Here is an 18,597-nt window from a genome sequence, read left to right as displayed (position 1 = left end):
GTGACGCTGTCCCCCGCCCCGCCCTCCGCTCCGGCCCCGGTCCGGACCTCCCGCTGGGTCTGGGCCGTGCTGGCCGCGCTGTACGTGCTGGCGTTCCCCTACCACCCCGGCCTGCGCTCGCCCAACGAGCTGTGCCGGCTGTGGCAGACCCGGGCGCTGGTCGAGTACGGCACGCTGGACATCAACCAGGCGCTGCGGGACTACGGCTATGTGGGGGACCTGTCGGTGAAGGACGGGAAGTACTACCCCTCCAAGGCGCCGCTGATGTCCTTCGCGGCGGTGCCGCTCTATGCGGCGCTGAGGGCCGCAGGCGGAGGGTTCCGGTACGCGGTGCCCGAAATCCCGCTGGTCTTCTTCAGCCGGCTCTTGCTCACGGTCCTGCCCACCCTGGCGATGCTGTGGACCGTGCGCCGCTTCCTGCTCGCCTACGTGAGCCCCGCCGTCGCGGACGGGGTGACGGTGACGTACGGGCTGGGCTCCCTGGCCTACAGCTACTCCTTGCTCTTCATGAGCCATCAGCCCACGGCGGTGCTGCTCTTCGGGGGCTTCTATGCCCTGTGGCGGTGCGCGCGGGACGAGTGGCGGGAGCGCGGCTACCTCGTGGCCGGAGCCTTCGCGGGGGCCACGGTGGCGGCCGAGTACACGGGCGCGCTGGGGGTGGCGGGACTGGTGCTGTACGCGGCGCTCGGCCTGCTGGGGCGCCCAGAGCCGTGGCGGACACGGCTCGTGCGCATGGGACGGGCCCTGGGCCTGGCCACGCTGGGCGCCCTGCCCTTCGTGGCCGCGCTGATGCTCTACCACCAGGCAACCTTCGGACACCCGCTGGCGAGCGGCTACAAGTACCTCAACGACGCGGCCTACCAACCGTGGCACCTGGGGGGCTTCCTGGGCATCCGCTATCCGGATCCCCGCGCCTTCCTGCTCTCGTTCTTCTCACCGCTGCGCGGGCTGTTCACCCTGTCGCCCTTCCTGCTGCTGGCCCTGCCAGGCCTCGTCCTCATGCGGCGGGAGGCCCGGGCCTCCGGAGAGTGGCGAGCGCTCTTCTGGCTCACGGCGGTGCTCCTGGCCGGGTACACCTACTTCACCTCGTCGTTCTCCTATGACTCGTGGGGGTGGACGACAGGCCCCCGGCACCTGACCGGCCTGGTGCCCTTCCTGCTGCTGCCCATTGCCTGGCTCCTGGAGCGCTTGCGCGCGAGCCACCACCCCGGGCTGCTGGGCGCCGCGGCGGCGGCATGCGCGGTGTCCATCCTCATCACCGGCGCGGTGACGCTCATCAACTACGTGCCGGACCAGGTCTCCAGCGCGCTCCTCGCCCTGACCGTCCCCCTGCTGAAGGCGGGCTACCTGACGCCCACCGTGCTGAGCTTCTGGGGCGTCCCCCAACCGCTGGCGGCGGCCCCCCTGCTCCTGGCCTTGCTGGCGATGGCGGCCTGGGCCTTCCTTCGGCTGGGCTCGCGGGAGCACACCCGGCCCACGGGGGCGGTGCTGGCGGGGGGCGCGCTCCTCGCGGGCCTGCTGCTGGCCGCGCAGCTCCCGGGCACGGCCCACCACGCGGGGGACCAGGAGGCGCTGCGGCTCCTGGAGTCCGTGTGGCTCACGCCCCCGGGCAAGGCAGTGCCCTTCTGGCCCTCCGCCTCCCTCTGATCAGCGGGGAGTCCCCAGCTGCGCCGCATCCATGCGGGCCTTCTCCTCGATCATGAGGGTGCGCACGTGCTCCAGCAGCTCCGGCACGCTGTTGCCATGGTCCGCGGGCTTCACGGGAGGCAGCACCCGCACGTGGCACCGGGCCCGGGTCTGAAGCTTCAGGCCATGCTTGGGCAGGGTCCGCGCGGTGCCCGTGAGGACCACGGGGATGACGGGGCACTGCAACTTCACCGCGAGGTGGAAGGCCCCCTCCTTGAAGGCCTTGATGTGGCCATCCGCAGAGCGCGTTCCCTCGGGGAACATGAGGATGGGCACGCCCCGGAGGAGCCACTTCTCACACTCCACCATCATCCGCCCGACGCTCTCCCGGTCGCCGCGCACCAGGGGCACGTAGCGGTTGAGCGTCATGTTCCAGCCGATGAACGGCAGCCGGAAGTTGGCGGCCTTGGACACCCACTTGAAGGGCCGGTAGAGGCCGAACAGCACGAGGATGTCGCCCAGCGACTCGTGGTTGGCCACCAGCACCGCGGCCCCTCGCCACGGCAGGTGCTCCCGGCCCTCCACCCGGCAGCTCCAGAGCGGGTTCGCGTAGATGTAGAGCTGGGCCCAGAAGCACGAGTACAGGTGGAGGATCCGCCCGTTCCGGTCGAACGGGAGCGTGATCGCCCAGAGCACCAGCGCGCCCAGGTAGAACCCCAGGCTGGAGAGCACGAAGAACGACCAGAAGACGATGGAGAAGAGGAGTCGAATGGTGCGGGCCAGTGTGCCACACGCCTGCTTGCCTGGCAGTGAAAACGCGGGCGCTGCCCACCTCGGGGCCGGGTGTGGTACTGGCACGTGACATGGCACCTCCCCCCCGCCGGGGCCCCTCGCTGGCCGCCCGGTCCCGCCACCGCACGCCAGGCCACCACTACAACGCGAGCTTCCTGTCCGCGGCGGACCGCGCGGAAATCCTCACCTGGCTGGGGAGCCTGAAGCCACTGTGGGAGGAGCGCTACTCGAAGCACTTTCCACCGCCGCCCGGCCAGAGCCAGCGGCGGCTCCTGCGCCCCGTGTACTGGCTGGGCAACTGGCAGTTCGCGTGCCTCGACTACTACCGGCCCCCCAAGGGGGTGATGAACCGGTGCGTGCAGGCGGAGCCGTTCCCCGCGGTGCTCCAGCGCCAGGTGAAGAAGGTGGAGGAGCTGGCGCGCCGCATGTTCCGGGGACCGGACATGCCGCAGGGCTGGCACCTCAACACCTGCCTGGTGAACTTCTACGGCAACCGGCTGGAGGACGGGCGCTGGGTGGACACCGCACGCGTGGGCGAGCACAAGGACTTCGAGCCGGGGCCGGTGGCCTCGCTCTCCCTGGGAGAGCGGGCCCTCATCCAGTTCGTCACCTCCACGCGTCCGGGAGAGCGCGACGAGGTGGTGCTGGAGCAGTGGCTCGACGACGGCGCGCTGCAGCTCTTCGGCGGCGCGCAGTGGAAGGAGAAGACCTTCCACCGGGTGCAGCGGGTGGACACCCGCATGGGGCACCTGCTGCCCCCGGAGATTCCCGGCTTCCAGACGCGCCGGGTGAACTTCACCTTCCGCTACGTGCCCGATGAGCACGTGATTCCCTTCGCGCGGCTGTCACCCGAGGCGCGCGAGGACGTGACGCCCTACGTCCGCACGCTGGCCGAGGGCAGCGCCTTCTTCCGGAAGGAACTCGAGCGCGAAGCGTCCGGGACCTGAGACGCTTCGCGGGGCACGGCTCAGCCGGCCTCCGCGCGGCGCACCGGCTCCTGCACGAACGCCCCGGCAGGCTTGGCCTGCTTCGAGAGGGTGGAGGAGAGCACCACCATGCCGCCCAGGTTCTTGAAGCCGGGGAGCGACAGCAGCGCATAGTCCGCCGCGTGGAGCAGCTCCGTGGCGAGCCGCCGGGCGGTCGACGCCCGCTCGTAGGTGGTGCCCTTCATCACGAAGCGGTTGAACCAGCTGAGCAGCGAGAAGTGCCGCATCTGCGTGCCAGGCAGGCGCTGGAGGATGAGGTTCAGCTCGGCGGACTCCAGCGGACGCTCGTCCGGGGTCGCCCCCTCGTGAATGGGAATGTGCGACCGCAGCCGCCGGAGCGAGGGGCTGAGGCTGAGCGGCTCGGAGAAGATGACCCGGGCGCCGGGCTTGGCCCAGCGCTCCAGCTGCGCCAGCACGCCCTCCAGCTCGGGAATCAGGTGGTGGAGGATGCCATCGCCCCAGATGACATCGAAGGTGTTCTCGGGGAAGTCGGCCAGCTCCAGCGGGGAGCAGTGGAACGTGACCCGGTCCTGGACGCCGGCCAGGCGGGCCCGCTCGGTCGCCAGCTCGATGGAGCGGGACGAGATGTCGATGCCCGTCACCCGGGCGCCCCGGCTGGCCAGCAGGATGCTGTTGGAGCCGTCGCCACACCCGACATCCAGCACATGAAGCCCGTTCAGGTCGCCGAGGCGCTCGAACCGGAACTCCTTGTTGAACCACGGACGCAACCGGCCGCTGTACCGCCGGAGGATGGCAGGGTCCATCCAAGGAATCTTCCCAAGCTGGGACTCCGCCAACCGATCGAAGAACTCTGCCTCAGACGCCCACCGCTTCGACCTCATGTCTCACCCGCCCATCCAATTGTCTCAGCGGGGGGAACGTAGGGACTGGGGTTTTTGGACGAAACTTCCAGCAGTGCCGGGAGGGTGATCCGCTGTTGCTGGCCGGACAGAGCCCTGCGGCCTCAGGGGTGGATAGCGGACACTGTTCCTGGCCCACACCTCCCTACGACCTCCGGACGGATTGGATCTGAACCTGTTTTCCGCAGAATCTATATTTTTCTTATTCTACCGAGATCCCAAGAAAACGGGATGGATCAACCACACCTCAAATGCGGCCGACATGTCGTCGGCCTACGCCCGGCAGCAGAGGAGGCGCGACATGGAACAGGCACGAGACACCCATGACCGTGTACGAGGGAGAACCGGACACCCCTGGCGCAAGCGGCTCTTCGCCGCGCTCATGGCCCTGGGGACCGGAGGGTGTAGCGAGACCACGGCCCCCGGGCAGCAGGTGAGCGGCAAGGAGGCGAGCCCCCTCTCGGAGGCTTGCGACGCACAGCCGCCCTTCGAGCCGAACTTCGAGCCCGAGCTGCAGTGGGCCTGGACGGGCAGCCAGCAGGCCCCCGAGTTCAACCAGGTGATGATGACGCCGGTGGTCATCGACGTGAACGGCGATGGCGTCCCGGACATCGTCTTCAGCACCTTCAAGAATGGCCCGGGGGATGCCATCTGGAAGGAGGGAGTGCTTCGGGCCATCAGCGGAGACGATGGGCGGGACCTCTGGGCCAACACCGACCCGGCCCACCGCATCAAGGCGGCCTCCAGCATCACCGCTGGAGACATCGACAACGATGGCCTGGTGGAGATCTGCGGCATTCCCTCCGACGGCCGCGGCATCATCTGCTACGAGAACGACGGCACCTTCAAGTTCCGCACGGCGCCGGACGCCTTCGATTACAACGAGTGGGGTGGCCCCTCGCTGGCGGACCTCGACGGCGATGGCAAGGTGGAGATCCTCGACGGCAACCGGGTCTACAGCCACACGGGCACGCTGAAGTGGGTGGGGGCGGACGGCATGGGCGGCGCCGAGAACACCGGCCCGGTGTCCTTCGCGGCCGATATCGACGGGGACGGCAAGCAGGAGGTCATCAACGGCCGCTCCATCTACCGGCACAATGGCTCGGCCTACTGCCCCTCCGCGCCGATTCCCCATGGCTTCGCGGCGGTGGGGAACTTCGATGAGGACGCGAAGGCGGAGATTGTCGTGTCGGGCCATGGCCAGGTGAGCCTGCTCGATGACACCTGCCAGGTGCTCTGGACGTCGCCTGTGCCCGGGGGTGGACACGGGGGCAGCCCCAACATCGGAGACTTCGACAACGACGGCGTGCCGGAGATCGGCCTGCCCGGCACGAACGCGTACAGCGTGCTGGACTCGGATGGGAAGTTGCTGTGGAGGAGCCCCACGCAGGAGCTGAGCTCCGGCAAGACGGGCTCCACCGCGTTCGACTTCGAGGATGATGGGAAGCTGGAGATCATCTACGCGGACGAGGTGCGGCTGCGCATCTATGACGGGGCCACCGGCCAGGTGCGCTTCGAGACGAACCACAGCTCCAGCACCACGCACGAGAACCCGGTCATCGCGGACGTGGACAACGACTTCGCGGCGGAGCTGGTGGTGGCCACGAACGATACGGCCTATCCGGGCTACCACGGCATCCGCGTGTACCACGACAAGAAGGAGGGCTGGGCCCACACGCGGCGCATCTGGAACCAGCACGCCTACTCCATCACCAACATCACCGACGATGGCCGGATCCCCTCCCAACCCACGCGGCACTGGCTGCAGTCCTTCCTCAATGCCTTCCGCTCCAACGTCGCCGGATACCTGGGCGACAGTCCCCTGTTGCTTCCGGAGCTGAGCACCTTCGCGGTGACGGCTCAGTGCGCCGAGAACGGGGCGCTGCTCCTGAGCACCACCGTCGCGAACATGGGGGCTGGCACGGTGCCCACGGGGCTGAAGGTGGCGTTCTACCGGGGCAATCCCGCCTCGGGTGGAACCCGGTTGGGGGTGGCCGTGCTCAGCGAGGCGATTCCCTCGGGGGCCAGCCGCGAGGCCACCCTGCCGCTGAATCCGTCTCCGGGAGGAACCTTCGAGATCTTCGCCGTCGCGGATGACGACGGCACGGGCGCGGGCCGCGACACCGAGTGCGATGAGACCAACAACAGCGCCTCGGCGACGATCGACCTGAGCTGCCAGGAGACCCCGGCCAACCTGCCGCCCGTGGCCCTCTGCCAGGATGTCACCGTCTCCGCGAACGCCACGTGCCAGGGCACCGCCAGCATCGACAACGGCAGCCATGATCCGGACCACCAGCCGGCGCCCTTTTCGGTCTCCGAGGCGCCGAAGGGTCCCTTTGGCCTGGGCTCCCACTCCGTCACCCTGACGGCCACCGATGGAGAGGCCAGCGCCCAGTGCGTGGGCACCGTCACCGTGGTGGACACCACGAAGCCCGAGGTGAGCTGCCCGGCCGCAACCACGCTCGAGAGCTGCTCTCCCCAGGGCACCGCCGTCACGTTCGCGGCCGCCACGGCCCAGGACAACTGCGGCGAGGCCCCTGTCACCTGCTCGCACGCCTCAGGTGCCACCTTCCCGGTGGGTACTACGCCCGTGTCCTGCTCCGCGCAGGATGGCTCGGGCAATACGGCAAGCTGCGGCTTCAACGTCACGGTGACCGGGGATACGGCGAAGCCGTCCGTGAGCTGCCCTGCCTCCAAGACGGTGGAGACCTGCGCTCCCGCGGGAGCAGCCGTCACGTTCGAGTCTCCTTCGTCCACCGATAACTGCGGTGCGGCGCCGGTGTCCTGCTCGCACGCCTCGGGCTCCAAGTTCCCGGTGGGCACCACGCCCGTGTCCTGCTCCGCGAAGGATGGCTCGGGCAACACGGCAAGCTGCGGCTTCGACGTGAAAGTGACCGGCGACACGACGCCTCCAGTCATCAGCTGCCCGCTGTCGGTGGAGGCCAAGGTGGGGCTCGGGCAGATCGGCGTGGCGGTCAACTTCGCCACCTCGGCCACCGATACCTGCGGCCCGGCCCCCGTTACCTGCTCACATGCCCCGGGGCTTCTCTTCCTGCTGGGGCTGACGCCCGTCACCTGCACTGCGACGGATGCGTCCGGAAACCAGGCCTCGTGCAACTTCGGGGTGCGGGTGCGCCTGGACCTCAGCCTGCCGTAGCCTTCCCAGGATGAAGAAAGGGCCCGGAACCCTGCTGTGGGGTTCCGGGCCCTCTTTTTTACGGCCTTCAGGCCTGGGAGGCGCTCCGGCTCAACAGCCCGAAGCCCTCCAGTCCTTCATCAGCCAATGACGGGCACGCAGGCGCACAGCGCCTCGTCACACCGAGTCCCTGCGCCGCACGTGTCACTGCAGTTGGACGGGCAAACGCACGTGTCGGTGGGCTCGTTGCAGGCCAGGAGATCGTCGCAGTGATCCTGCTCGGTCTCGTCGTAGTCCGGATCGTCCTGGCAGGGCACGCCGCCGTTGGGATCCTTCTCCTGATCAATCCAGTACTGGTACGACACCGCGGCCTGGGAGTTCTCGTTGGCAGGACGGCACGCACCAAAGAGCGAGAGGGTCCGCGCGCTGCCGTCGAAGTCGAAGCCATTGACGGTGCTTCGGGGCACGTTGTTGGCGTTGCAGACGTTTGCGTCGCGCACCTCGCTCAGCGCCACCTTGAGGGACGCACCAATGGGCGGCTTGAGGGTCTTGTAACCCGCGTTCCCGATGGCATCCGCGATGATGGCGTCCATCGATACCCGGATGGAGTTGTTGTCGATGATGGAGCCAATCACTCCACCCGTGGCATTGACGACCGCCGCGTTGCGGGCCTTCGATACGCCTCCAGCCTGGGGGTTGAATTCACGGCTGGAGCTCGTGCCCGTGCACGTTTGCCCTGCACCGCACCCACAGTAACTGCCACCCGGGCAGATGATGCCATGAACGGTGATGAGACTGCCTGTCTTGTTGGTGGGAGTGACCGGAGACGTCACGCTGCCGAAGAAGTTGATGAAGGTCTGAACAGGCTCACAAGAAGACCCCTCCCGCTCCTTGGTTCCACCCGAGCCGCAATTCTCGATACCGTTATTCACATCCTTCAACGTCTGGTCATCCGCGTCCCCGAGCAACACGACCACCAGCGTGGCGTCTTTACGGGCACGGAGATTCGACTCCGGCTCGGCTGGCTCCGTTCCCGGGGTGATATCATTGATGACCTTCCTTGCCGCCCCAAGCACCCCTTCGTTGCCGGCTCCCTTAATTCCCACCGAGCAACCACCATTCGCACCTTCGATGGACTTGCCGGTATCATCCTCGCTGGGTGGTTTAAGAGCCCCGGGGCAAGCTGCGGTCTCGGGGGTTGTAGGAACCCCGCTGCAGACATTGTTCACGCAATTGCTACCGCTCGTGAGCCATGATTTCACTTTGTTCACGTTGCGGGTAAAGCGCCGAATCGTGCCTGCGTTGGACCATGAGGTCCCGTAGTGATACGAGGACGAGACAAGCGTCATTCGCCAGTCCAATGACGAGGCATTGAGCGAGTCCACCGCGGCACTGGCCGTAGCAGCAAGCGCATCCTGCGAGCTTGCCATCGAGCCGCTGTCGTCTACGACAAAGATGAAGTCCACCTTCGCCGCTTCCAACTGGAAGCGCTCACACTGCACCGCCGTGGGCTCGCCGAATTGCGCGAGCGCGGAACCATCGGACAGGTCCTTGGACGAGAAGGCTGCGGTCGAACTGCGGTTGGCTCCCGTCACGCTGGCCAGGGGCACCACGGCAACCAACACCACCACGCTGTCGTTCGAGCGATGCACGAAGAGCGCCTGGAGGCGGAAGTCACCGTTCACCCCTGCGGCCTCCTGGCTGAGCCGGCCCGTGCTGCCAGGCACCAACGCATCCACCAGTTGATCCGTCCGGCGCTTGAGGTCCGTGCTGGCTCCCGACTGGTCGTAGAAAGCCTGCACCGCGTTGAAGCCGTCCCACGTCTTGAACACCTGCGCGGTGCGGTTGGTCAGTGCGCCCTTGCCGTTGATGGAAGGACGCAGCTCTTCCTCATCCCCGAGTGGATCCGTGGCACCCACCGGTGCCGCGCGGCGGAAGGCCAGGAACGCCACCTTCGTGCTGCTGTCATAGCCCACCAACCCCTTCACCTCGTTTCCCACCTTGATCTGCGTCACCTCAGTGAAGGTCTCAGGCAAGGCCAACTTCAGGTCCGCACCATCCTCGGACCGGAAGGTCACCGGACGCAGGTTGTTGACCGTGCACACCTGGCCCACGGGCCCTGTCGCGTCGCCTGCATTGGGATCCAGCTCTCCAGGATCCACCCCACCATTCTGGTTGGTGTCCTCCGCGCCATCGGGGATGCCATCACCGTCCGAGTCCGGGTTCACCGGGTTCGTCGTCGTCCCGGGGCTCGCATCCGGAATGAAGATGTTGGCGCAGGTGACCGGATCCGGGCTCACGGTGACGCCCGACTCCACTCCGTCCGAGATTCCGTCCCCATCCGTGTCGAAACGGCGGGGATCGGTCTCGTTGTCGTCTTTCTTCCCGTCCGCGTTCTGGTCCTCGCCCTTCACGGCACCCTGGGTCGGACCGTCGATGAGTCCGTCACAGTCCGTGTCCTTCATCAGCGGATTGGTCTCCTCATTGTCCGCCTTGCCGTTCTTGTTGGCGTCCTCCACCCCGTCCCACAGCCCGTCTCCGTCCGTGTCGAAGTTGAGCGGGTCCGTCTGCCGGCGAGGGTCCGAGTCCAGCAGCAGATTGGGGCACGAGGTGCCCGCGACCGGCTGGGTGACACCCACTTCGAGTCCGTCGGGCAGACCGTCATTGTCCGTGTCCCGCTGGCCCGGCTCCGTCTTCCCTCCGTCGCGCACCGTCTCGAACTCGACCTTGTCGCTCAGGCCGTCACAGTCGGTGTCCTTCGTGTCGTTCTTCGGATCATTCGGATCCGTCGGCAGCGGCGGCGGCGGTGGTGGCGGCGTCACGCCCCCCCCTCCTCCGTCCGGCTTGGGATCCACAATGTCCGAACTGCACGCGGCCGCGGTCATCAAGACCGGAATCAGCAGCGAGACATAAAGCATTCTTCTCATTTTCATCGAGGCCCTCCTCAGAAGGATGGCCTCACAGCGGGAGCCTGCCCTCCCGCGCGAGGCATGGAACCCGCGAACATACGACCCTCACAGGATGCTGCAACGTGATCCCTTGTGAGTTTCGTTGACATCACGATTTTACGTTCTCAGCCGAGTTTTCGGTCCCAGCAACCGTTCTCTGGCGCGCACCGGCCTCCGCCCCCTGTGCCGTTGACGGCGATGTCACCCGAACAGTCCTCCGTCTATACTCGGCGGCCCGTTCATAGAGGGTGCTTCGGGGCCGGGATCCATCCCCCACCCGGCCGAAGGTTTCACCCGCAGAAAGAGGAGGCAGAATGAAGACGCGGTTTGCCCTGGTACTGGCCCTCTCCGTCGCCGCGAGCGCACAGGCGGATGATGTGGCTGATGTATGGAAGGCTAAGTGCAAGTCGTGCCACGGCGACGATGGCAAGGCGAAGACCAAGGTGGGCGAGCGGGAGAAAATCGACGATATGTCCCTGCCCGAGTGGCAGAAGAACCACTCGGACGAGAAGATCCGCCAGGCCATCTCCGAGGGCGTCTCCGGGAGCAAGATGAAGGGCTACAAGGACAAGCTCAGCACGGAGGAGATCGACGCGCTGGTGAAGTACGTCCGGGGCCTCCAGGCGAAATAAAGGCCGCGTGAATATCGTGGGGGACGGTTCGTCCGCCCTGGGTGAGCCCTGCTGGAGCCCTCCCATGAAGACCGTCACCGTCGCCCTGCTCTTCGTCCTGTCCCTCGTCACCCTCTTCTCCTCGGCTCGCGCGAGCGCCTCGGGGCTGGCCTCGATCGAACCCCGCCTGGCCCGCCCCCAGCCCCTGATGGGCAAGGACGACAAGGACGACAAGGACGACGAGGGGGATGAAGAGGATTACCGGAGGCTCAGCCCCCACGCAGCCCTGGAGCTGGTCGACCCCGGAGCCCAGGGCTACCTGCTCCGGCTTCGCGCCGCCGCGCGCCACTGCCCCTGAGCAGCCCCCTTCTCACGAAATGAAGCCCTCAGGGCACGTGCTTCGGCTGCCCCACACGCTACCATAGGGCAACATGTGGCTCATCGTGAACCCAGGGCTGTCCAATGAGCAGCCGCTCCAGCTGCCCGAGGGACACTCCACCATCGGCCGCACCGGCGAGAACACCTTCCGGGTGCTCCACCTGAGCCTGTCCCGCCGCCACGCACGCCTGGAGCGGGAGGGCACACGCGTGGTGCTGGTGGACCTGGGAAGCAAGAACGGGACGCTCGTGCAAGGCGCGCGCGTCGAACGTTACGAGCTCCGGGACGGTGACTCCTTCCAGTGTGGCGACGTGCTCTTCAAGCTCACGTCCGTTCTGGAGGTGGTGGAGCCCACGCACATCCAGGACTTGAAGACGCGCTTCTCCCTGCCCTCCATGGAGGAGTTGCTGGAGCGGGAGCGGACCGTCGGCAGCCAGTCGGCCCTGAAGGTCCGGCAGGCCCGGCAGGCCGCCCTGCGTTCCGCCGAGAAGCTGGAGGTGCTGCTCAAGGTCAGCCAGCTCCTGTCCTCCGCGGGCCCTATCGACGGGTTGCTGGAGCGCATCGCCCAGCTCGTCTTCCAGATCCTCGACGTGGACCGGGTGGTCATCCTGCTGGTGGACGCCCTCAGCGGCGAGCTGCGCCCCCGGGTGGCCCGCTTCCTCACGGGCGAGGTGCCTTCCGGGGCCTTCTACAGCCAGCATGTCGTCGACTACGTGCGCACCCACTCCGTGGCGGCGCTCTTCGCGGATGCCCTGGATGATCCCCGGCTCACGGGGGCCGATTCCGTCATGTTGCAGTCCATCCGCTCGGCCATGTGCGTGCCGCTCAAGCCCCAGGACACGGTCCTCGGCGTGCTCTATGTGGACAATCTGGCCCGGGTCAACGGCTTCACCGAGGAGGACCTGGAGTTCCTCACCGCCTTCGGCAACCAGGCCGCCATCGCGCTGGAGAACTCGCTGTTGTCCGAGCGCCTGGCCGAAGAGGCCGCGCTGCGCACCGCCTACCTGCGGTTCTTCCCTCCTCCCGTCATCAAGAAGCTGCGCAGCGCGCGGGGCGCCCCCCTGGACATCGTCGAGACAGAGGTGACCGTCCTCTTCTCGGACATCACCGGCTTCACCTCGCTGTCCTCCACCCTGCACCCCCGCCAGGTGGTGGACCTGCTCAACGAGTACTTCCCCGTCATGGCCGACATCGTCTTCCGCCACGAGGGGACGCTCGAGAAGTACATCGGCGATGCGTTGATGGCAGTGTGGGGCGCGCCGTTCTCCCAGCCCGATGACGCGGACCGAGCCCTGCGAGCGGCGGTGGAGATGCAACGCGCGCTGGCGGACCTGAACGCCCACTGGCGCGAGCAGGGCCGGCCCGAGATTCAGATCCATGTCGGGCTCAACACGGGCCGCGTCGCCGCGGGCAACATCGGCTCCGAGCACTACCTGCAGTACGCCACCATTGGCGATGCGACCAACGTCGCCAGCCGCATCTGCGATGCCACGAGTCCGGCGGAGATCTGCTTCTCCGAAGCCACGCTCCAGCGCTGCCAGGCGTGTACGTGGCCCTTGACGAAGCTGCCGCCCATCCAGGTCAAGGGCAAGCAGGAGCCCTTGACCCTCTACCGGCTGGAGTGGCGGGACGCGCCCTTGCGCTGAAGGCCCCCGGGGCCGCTTCCAGCGGGACGCTTCAGCTGGCCACCCCCCGGTACGCCTGCTGCGGCAAGGTGCCTTCCTCCACCGTGCCCCCCGCAGCCGGCACCGCGCGCGGAAGCAGCACGATGAACCGGGTTCCGTCCTCGGCCGTGGAGCTGACCTCGACACATCCTCCATGAGACTGGACGATCTGCGCGACGATGTAGAGCCCCAGTCCAAGCCCCCCCCCGGGAGAAGCGGCCGGTCCCCGCTCAGCGCGAAGGAAAGGCTCGAAGAGCCGCGGGCGGAGCGCTTCCGGAATGGGCTGCCCGGTGTTGTGCACCTCGATGCGCTGCAGGGAATCCACCCCCTCCAAGCACACGCAGATGGGCGTTCCCGCCGGGCTGTGCTGGAGCGCATTGGCCACCAGGTTGGACAGCACCTGGGCGATCCGCTCAAGGTCCCAGAAGCCCCGGCAATTTCCACGCGTCTCCAGCCGGATCTCCCGTCCAGGCGAGGCCAGCTCCAGCTCGCCGATGACTTGCCGGCACACCTCGTCCAGGGCGACCTCTCCCGGACGCAGCGGCATTCCTCCGCCCACGCGCGCCCGGGTGAAGTCCAGCAACTGCCGCACCATCCTCGCCATCCGCCCAGCGCTGCCCTCGATGCGCTCCAGCCCTCGCCGCACGTCCGGCGGTAACGCGTCCCGGGCCAGCAGCGCCGCCGAGGTGAGCCGGATCGCCAACAGCGGATTGCCCAGATCATGGCCCAGCATCCCGATGAAGCGCTCGCGGCACCGGCCCTCCACGTCCTGCTCCGGCTCCTGGCGCCGCGGCACCGAGGCCTCCCGGTCACGGCCCAGCACCTGCCCGGCGGGCCGTCCCAAGGCCCTCGCCGCCGTGGGATTGAGCAGGACGTACTGCCCCTCCAGGTTCTTCGCGAACACGGCCTCCGGGCTGCCCTCAAGAAGGGCCCGCAGCACCGCGAGGTCCTGCGACGGTGCCTCCAGCGGTTCGGCGCTTTCCTCCCAGAAGAGCGTGAGCCCGCCCTGTCCGGGAGCCGCTCGCACCCGCACCTGGACGGCCGCCGGGGGCTTCCCGCCCGTGAACCGCGCCACCTCCGGCACCTGATGCTCCACGGCCCGCACGCACAACGCGAAGAGACCGCATCCGTCCGCCCAGGGCGAGGCCTCCAGCAACCGCCGACCCGGAAGGGGCAAGACGGCGTCTCCCTCCTGCCGCTCCAGACCGGCAGAGGCCTTCACGCACTCGAAGTCGGTCAGGGCTCCTTCGGCGGAGCGAATCCCCCGAAGCATCACCCACTCCTCCCGCGCGGCCGGGCCTCTCCCCTCCAGCAGCGGCGTCGTCTCTCTCCGGAATCGCATGGCTTGCCTCGTGGCGTCTCCGAACCTGGGGCCTCCAGCCTACCGCCCATGCCAAGGGGGTGAACTTCCCTGCCCCTCCAGGTGTCAGGCATCCGCCGGTGGCAGTGACAACCGGACAGTCGGACCTTTCCACGGTGTGCCCGGCAGCAGATCCACCGTTGACCGGGCCCCAGGCGGCTCCTATGACGCGGGGCCTCAGGAATCCCGAAATGGATACACCTTTCAGCCAGGCAGCCGGTTCAGAGGCATTGCGCGGGGGCACCCCTCCCTCGGGAGATCCTTTCCCCCGATTGCTGGAACGGCTCCGGCCCGGGCAGCGTGTCCGGACCCAAGGCCTGCATGGCGCCGCGCGCGGTCACGTCCTCGCCCGCCTCTCCCGGGCCCTCAAGGCCCCGCTCGTCTGCGTCGCGGCGGACGAGGAAGCAGCCGATGCGCTGGCCAGTGACCTGGCCTTCTTCCTGGGGGGCAATGGCTCCCTGCTCGCCCCCCGCGTGCTCCGTCTGCCGGGCGACGAGGTGCTTCCCTACGACGAGCTCTCGCCCGAGCCCCGCGTCGTCAGCGAGCGCCTGGGGAACCTCTTTCACCTGAGCCAGGGCACCCGTTTCCCCGCACTGGTGCTCTCCGTGCGCGCCCTCCTGCGCCGCGTCCTGCCCGTGTCCACGATGGCCTCCCTGGCGGAGCTCATCACCACGGGCCAGGACTTCGACCGGGACTCGCTTGCCCGCAAGCTCGTCCTCATGGGCTACCAGTCCAGCCCGCTTGTGGAGGACCCGGGGACCTTCTCCGTGCGCGGCGGCATCCTGGATGTGTTCAGCCCCCTCTATGACCGGCCCGTGCGGCTCGAGTTCTTCGGGGACACCATCGAGTCCATCCGCGTCTTCGACCCGGACAACCAGCGCACCGTGGACTCGCTCAAGGAGGTGTACCTGGTGCCCGCGCGCGAGCTGCTCCTCACCGAGGAGACGCGCGCCCGGGCCGAGGCCACCGCCCGCGCCGTGGCCGACCGCATCAACCTGCCCACCATCAAGCTGCGCGAGCGCCTGGAGGCCTTGCGCGAGGGGCTGCCCGGCTTTGGCCTGGAGGGGCTGCTCCCCGGCTTCTTCGAGGGAGGGTTGTCCACCGTCTTCGACTACCTGCGCCTGTGGGGGCAGGAGCCCCTCGTCTACCTCGATGATCCGGTGGGGTTGGACCGGGCCGCCAGCGACCTGTGGGAGGAGCTGGAGCGCACCCACCAGGAGGCCGACGCCCGCCAGGACCTGACGCTCCCCCCCGCCCAGCACTTCCTCACCCGAGAACAGGCCGATGCGCAGTTGGCCGGCTGGCGCGTGTTCGAGGGCGGCGGCCTGGCGTTGACGCCCAGCGAGCAGCCTCCGGTGCTCTTCGCCTTTGGCGGGACGCAGGACCTGCGCGAGGCCATCCTCGCCCACCACGGCGAAGAGGGCGCCCTCACCCCGCTGGTGGAGCGCCTCCAGCGGTGGCGGGACATGCACGTGGCGTGCGCCATCGCCTGTGGCACCTTGAGCCAGGCGGACCGCCTCAAGCGCCTGCTGCTGGACCGCAACCTCATGGTCCGCATCCACGAGGAGCCCCTCACGGACGCGGCCAAGCTCTACGAGCCCTCCGTCTACGCGCACCTCTTCACGGGCGAGGTGAGCCACGGCTTCGTGGACGGCGCCGGGGGGCTCGCGGTGCTCGCCGACGAGGAGATTTTCGGCGTGCGCGCCCGGCGCCGCGTCCGCCGATCCAAGAAGACGGAGGCCTTCGGCGCGGGCTTCAAGGACCTCAAGGAAGGGGACCTCATCGTCCACACCGACTTCGGCATCGGCCGCTACGCGGGCCTGACGAAGATGGAGGTGAACGGCGTGCCCGGGGACTTCCTCGTCCTGGAGTACGCGGGCCGGGACAAGATCTACCTGCCGGTGGGCCGCATGCGGCTCATCCAGAAGTTCACCGGCGGAGACCCCAGCCAGGTCCAGCTCGACAAGCTGGGCACCCCCGGCTGGGAGAAGACCAAGAAGCGCGTCAAGGAACAGCTCCTCAAGATGGCCGCGGAGCTGCTCCAGCTCGCCGCCGCGCGCAAGGCCCACCCCGGCCATGCCTTCTCCGCGCCGGACCGCTACTTCGCCCAGTTCGAGGCGGACTTCGAGTTCGAGGAGACTCCCGACCAGGCCAAGGCCATCGAGGATGTGCTCGCGGACATGCAGAAACCCGTCCCCATGGACCGGCTCGTCTGCGGCGACGTGGGCTACGGCAAGACCGAGGTGGCCATGCGCGCCGCATTCAAGGCCGCGCTCGACCGCAAGCAGGTGGCGGTGCTGGTGCCCACCACCGTGCTGGCCCAGCAGCACTTCCTGTCCTTCAAGAAGCGCTTCAAGGACTACCCCATCACCGTGGAGGTGATTTCCGGCCTCAAGAAGCCGCCCGAGGTACGGGAGCTGCTCAAGCGCGCCAAGGAGGGGAAGGTCGACGTCCTGCTCGGCACGCACAAGCTGCTCGGCGGCGATGTGGCCTTCAAAGACTTGGGCCTGCTCATCGTCGACGAGGAGCAGCGCTTCGGCGTGAAGCAGAAGGAACAGCTCAAGCGGCTGCGCACCCAGGTGGATGTGCTCACGCTGACGGCCACCCCCATTCCCCGCACGCTTCACATGTCCATGTCCGGCGTGCGCGACATGAGCATCATCGCCACCCCGCCGCAGGACCGGCGCGCCATCCGCACCTTCGTGATGAAGTTCGATCCCCAGGTCATCAAGGAGGCCATCGAGCGCGAGGTGGCCCGCGGCGGCCAGGTGTTCTTCGTCCACAACCGCGTGCAGTCCATCGCCTCCATGGAGAAGCTCCTGAAGGAGCTGGTGCCGAACATCCGCATCGGCGTGGCCCATGGCCAGATGGGCGAGGGCCAGCTCGAGAAGGTCATGCTGGCGTTCACCGAGAAGCAGCACCAGGTGCTCCTCTGCACCTCCATCATCGAGAGCGGCATCGACATCTCCAGCGCCAACACGATGATCATCAACCGCGCGGATGCGTTCGGCCTCGCCCAGCTCTACCAGCTGCGCGGGCGCGTGGGCCGCTCCAAGGAGCGCGCGTATGCGTACCTGCTCGTGCCCGCCCGGCGCGCCGTGACGCGCGATGCGCAGCGCCGCCTGGAGGTCCTCCAGAACTTCACCGAGCTGGGCGCGGGCTTCTCCATCGCCAGCCATGACCTGGAGATCCGCGGCGCGGGCAACCTGCTGGGCGACAAGCAGTCCGGCGCCATCGCGGAGATCGGCTTCGACATGTACGCCCAGCTCCTGGAAGAGGCCGTGGCGGAGATGCAGGGCCAGCCGCCCCGCGTCCAGGTGGAGCCCGACATCACCCTGTCCATGCCGGCCCTCATCCCGGACGACTACGTGCCGGACGTGCACCAGCGGCTCGTCTTCTACAAGCGCTTCAGCCAGGCCAGCCACCCGGACGAAGTCACGGACCTGCGCGCCGAGCTGGTGGACCGCTTCGGCGAGGCGCCCGACGAGGTGGACACCCTCTCGGAGGTGACGCTGCTGAAGATCGACATGCGCGACCTGCGGCTCCGTGCCCTGGAGGGTGGCACCAGCCGGCTGGTGGTGACGCTGGGGGCCGATGCCCTGCTGGATGGCCCCAAGGTGGCGGCGCTGGTGCAGCGCTCCAAGGGCGTCTACCGGCTCACCCCGGACATGAAGCTCATCGTCCGGGTGCAGGAGGGCACCCAGGGCCCTGCCCTCATCGCCGAGGCCAAGAAGGTGCTGAGAGATTTGAGCGCCTGCGCGCTTCCCCAGGCTTGATTCAGTGCTGGGGGGCGAGCCGCCACATGCGGACCTCGCGCGGCTCGCGCCGGACGAGCCCCAGGCCCTCCAGCTCCGCCAGCCACTGCTCGAGCTCGCGCTCGTCGTCCGTCAAGAACTCCCGGGCCCCCAGGTGGACGGCATTCACACCGATGGACTCCAGGTACAGCATCAACCGCCAGGCATCGAAGGACTCGGGCGTCCCCAGGGCCCGGTGGGCATCCACCACCCGCCGCGAGTCCGTGCCCTCGAAGCCCACGCCGCCGCCATGCCGGTGGAACCGCCAACGCTCGCCCCGGACCTGCAGCTCGCCGTGACGGGGAAGCCGCTGGGCCGCCCGGAAGGCCTCGGCGCCGGAGGAGCCCTGCATCAAAGCCCGGAGCAGCTCGGCCTGGAGTGAGACGAACCGGCGAAGCAACGTCCACCCTTCCGCCGCTGACCGTCCCTCATCCATGACGTG

12 protein-coding genes are annotated in these 18,597 nt (G+C 68.0%); 7 read left to right on the top strand and 5 right to left on the bottom strand.

What is annotated here, in order from left to right; all coding sequences use genetic code 11:
* On the top strand, positions 1 to 1,647 hold the full coding sequence (locus KY661_RS03210) for a hypothetical protein (RefSeq protein ID WP_225408779.1): 1,647 nt from the start codon (positions 1 to 3) through the stop codon (positions 1,645 to 1,647).
* Here the strand turns inward: KY661_RS03210 and KY661_RS03205 are convergent, their stop codons facing one another.
* On the bottom strand, positions 1,648 to 2,484 hold the full coding sequence (locus KY661_RS03205) for a lysophospholipid acyltransferase family protein (protein ID WP_398577130.1): 837 nt from the start codon (positions 2,482 to 2,484) through the stop codon (positions 1,648 to 1,650).
* A gap of 5 nt (positions 2,485 to 2,489) precedes the next feature.
* Here KY661_RS03205 and KY661_RS03200 point away from each other — a divergent pair, with 5 nt between their 5' ends.
* Positions 2,490 to 3,365 (top strand): alpha-ketoglutarate-dependent dioxygenase AlkB, encoded by an 876-nt coding sequence (locus KY661_RS03200; RefSeq protein ID WP_225408778.1) that lies wholly within the window; start codon positions 2,490 to 2,492, stop codon positions 3,363 to 3,365.
* A 20-nt stretch (positions 3,366 to 3,385) separates the two neighbouring features.
* On the opposite strand, the gene KY661_RS03195 is transcribed toward KY661_RS03200, so the two are convergent.
* Positions 3,386 to 4,168, bottom strand: a complete 783-nt coding sequence (locus tag KY661_RS03195; protein WP_225408777.1) for a class I SAM-dependent methyltransferase — start codon at positions 4,166 to 4,168, stop codon at positions 3,386 to 3,388.
* Between the two features lie 397 nt (positions 4,169 to 4,565).
* Here KY661_RS03195 and KY661_RS03190 point away from each other — a divergent pair, with 397 nt between their 5' ends.
* The gene (locus KY661_RS03190; protein ID WP_225408776.1) at positions 4,566 to 7,421 is read left to right on the top strand and encodes an HYR domain-containing protein; all 2,856 of its coding nucleotides are present in this window, start codon (positions 4,566 to 4,568) and stop codon (positions 7,419 to 7,421) included.
* 119 nt (positions 7,422 to 7,540) lie between these two features.
* On the opposite strand, the gene cglD is transcribed toward KY661_RS03190, so the two are convergent.
* Positions 7,541 to 10,327, bottom strand: a complete 2,787-nt coding sequence (gene cglD, locus KY661_RS03185; RefSeq protein WP_225408775.1) for an adventurous gliding motility lipoprotein CglD — start codon at positions 10,325 to 10,327, stop codon at positions 7,541 to 7,543.
* Positions 10,328 to 10,662: 335 nt separating this feature from the next.
* Here cglD and KY661_RS03180 point away from each other — a divergent pair, with 335 nt between their 5' ends.
* The 3 genes from KY661_RS03180 to KY661_RS03170 all read left to right on the top strand — a co-directional run bounded on the left by KY661_RS03180 (position 10,663) and on the right by KY661_RS03170 (position 12,983).
* On the top strand, positions 10,663 to 10,980 hold the full coding sequence (locus KY661_RS03180) for a c-type cytochrome (RefSeq protein WP_225408774.1): 318 nt from the start codon (positions 10,663 to 10,665) through the stop codon (positions 10,978 to 10,980).
* A 64-nt stretch (positions 10,981 to 11,044) separates the two neighbouring features.
* Positions 11,045 to 11,317: a hypothetical protein gene (locus KY661_RS03175; RefSeq protein ID WP_225408773.1), complete on the top strand. Its 273-nt coding sequence runs from the start codon at positions 11,045 to 11,047 to the stop codon at positions 11,315 to 11,317.
* Positions 11,318 to 11,390: 73 nt separating this feature from the next.
* Positions 11,391 to 12,983 (top strand): adenylate/guanylate cyclase domain-containing protein, encoded by a 1,593-nt coding sequence (locus tag KY661_RS03170; protein WP_225408772.1) that lies wholly within the window; start codon positions 11,391 to 11,393, stop codon positions 12,981 to 12,983.
* 31 nt (positions 12,984 to 13,014) lie between these two features.
* On the opposite strand, the gene KY661_RS03165 is transcribed toward KY661_RS03170, so the two are convergent.
* Positions 13,015 to 14,343 (bottom strand): sensor histidine kinase, encoded by a 1,329-nt coding sequence (locus tag KY661_RS03165; RefSeq protein WP_225408771.1) that lies wholly within the window; start codon positions 14,341 to 14,343, stop codon positions 13,015 to 13,017.
* A 209-nt stretch (positions 14,344 to 14,552) separates the two neighbouring features.
* On the opposite strand from KY661_RS03165, the gene mfd reads away from it, so the two are divergent.
* Positions 14,553 to 18,137 (top strand): transcription-repair coupling factor, encoded by a 3,585-nt coding sequence (gene mfd / locus KY661_RS03160; protein ID WP_225408770.1) that lies wholly within the window; start codon positions 14,553 to 14,555, stop codon positions 18,135 to 18,137.
* Position 18,138: 1 nt separating this feature from the next.
* Here mfd and KY661_RS03155 read toward each other — a convergent pair whose 3' ends face one another.
* Positions 18,139 to 18,591, bottom strand: coding sequence for a DUF6896 domain-containing protein (locus tag KY661_RS03155; protein ID WP_075009694.1), 453 nt, complete (start codon positions 18,589 to 18,591; stop codon positions 18,139 to 18,141).
* Between the last annotated feature and the right edge of the window lie 6 nt (positions 18,592 to 18,597).

The organism is Allostigmatella hybrida, from assembly GCF_020103775.1.
Lineage (GTDB): Bacteria > Myxococcota > Myxococcia > Myxococcales > Myxococcaceae > Hyalangium > Hyalangium aurantiaca.
This window is presented reverse-complemented; position numbering and strand designations above follow the sequence as displayed.

Bases quoted from the DNA above. Each gene is read 5' to 3' on its own strand.
- KY661_RS03200 (WP_225408778.1), top strand. From the start codon at position 2,490: ATGGCACCTCCCCCCCGCCGGGGCCCCTCGCTGGCCGCCCGGTCCCGC.
- KY661_RS03195 (WP_225408777.1), bottom strand. From the start codon at position 4,168: ATGGACCCTGCCATCCTCCGGCGGTACAGCGGCCGGTTGCGTCCGTGG.
- KY661_RS03190 (WP_225408776.1), top strand. From the start codon at position 4,566: ATGGAACAGGCACGAGACACCCATGACCGTGTACGAGGGAGAACCGGA.
- cglD (WP_225408775.1), bottom strand. From the start codon at position 10,327: ATGAGAAGAATGCTTTATGTCTCGCTGCTGATTCCGGTCTTGATGACC.
- KY661_RS03180 (WP_225408774.1), top strand. From the start codon at position 10,663: ATGAAGACGCGGTTTGCCCTGGTACTGGCCCTCTCCGTCGCCGCGAGC.
- KY661_RS03175 (WP_225408773.1), top strand. From the start codon at position 11,045: ATGAAGACCGTCACCGTCGCCCTGCTCTTCGTCCTGTCCCTCGTCACC.
- KY661_RS03170 (WP_225408772.1), top strand. From the start codon at position 11,391: ATGTGGCTCATCGTGAACCCAGGGCTGTCCAATGAGCAGCCGCTCCAG.
- KY661_RS03165 (WP_225408771.1), bottom strand. From the start codon at position 14,343: ATGCGATTCCGGAGAGAGACGACGCCGCTGCTGGAGGGGAGAGGCCCG.
- mfd (WP_225408770.1), top strand. From the start codon at position 14,553: ATGGATACACCTTTCAGCCAGGCAGCCGGTTCAGAGGCATTGCGCGGG.
- KY661_RS03155 (WP_075009694.1), bottom strand. From the start codon at position 18,591: ATGGATGAGGGACGGTCAGCGGCGGAAGGGTGGACGTTGCTTCGCCGG.